1 protein-coding gene is annotated in these 572 nt (G+C 50.2%); it reads right to left on the bottom strand.

The genetic code is table 11. The features are described 5' to 3' along the window. A partial coding sequence (locus tag ACFQY8_RS08025) for an L-ribulose-5-phosphate 4-epimerase (protein ID WP_377939458.1) occupies positions 1 to 572 on the bottom strand: 572 nt, incomplete at both ends.

Raw genomic sequence — 572 nt, 5'->3', positions numbered from 1 at the left:
ACACCACCAAGCATCTGAGCAGCCCACACAGTACGCGCCACCTCCTCAGTCATAGCAGCAGCCTTCACAGCAGCCTCACCATCCCTACCAACAGTAAACGGACCATGATTCTGCATCAACACAGCAGGAGACTTAGGATACCTCTCCAACGTCTCCACCACACCCCGACCAATAGCCTCAGAACCAATAAGACGGAAAGGACCCACAGGAACCTCACCACCAAACTCATCACCCATCATCGTCAAAGCACACGGAATATTCTTACCCGTAGCAGCCCACGCAGTCGCATACGTAGAATGAGTATGAACCACACCAAACACATCAGGCATATGACGATAAATATACGCATGAGACGCAGTATCCGACGACGGAGCCGCAACACCATCAACCACATTCCCATCCAAATCACACACCACCATACTCGCAGGAGTCAAATACTCATAACGCAAACCAGACGGCTTAATCACAAACAAATCAGCAGTCTTCAACCGTTGAGACACATTCCCAGCAGTCCACACCACCAAATTCCACTTAATAAGCTGCTCATGCAAAGAAGCAACCACCTCACGCAC

Origin of the sequence: Alloscardovia venturai, from assembly GCF_042676605.1 — a bacterium.
Taxonomy (GTDB): Bacteria; Actinomycetota; Actinomycetes; order Actinomycetales; family Bifidobacteriaceae; genus Alloscardovia; species Alloscardovia venturai.
The sequence above is the reverse complement of the archived record's forward strand: the minus strand, read 5'-3'. Positions and strand labels throughout refer to the sequence as shown.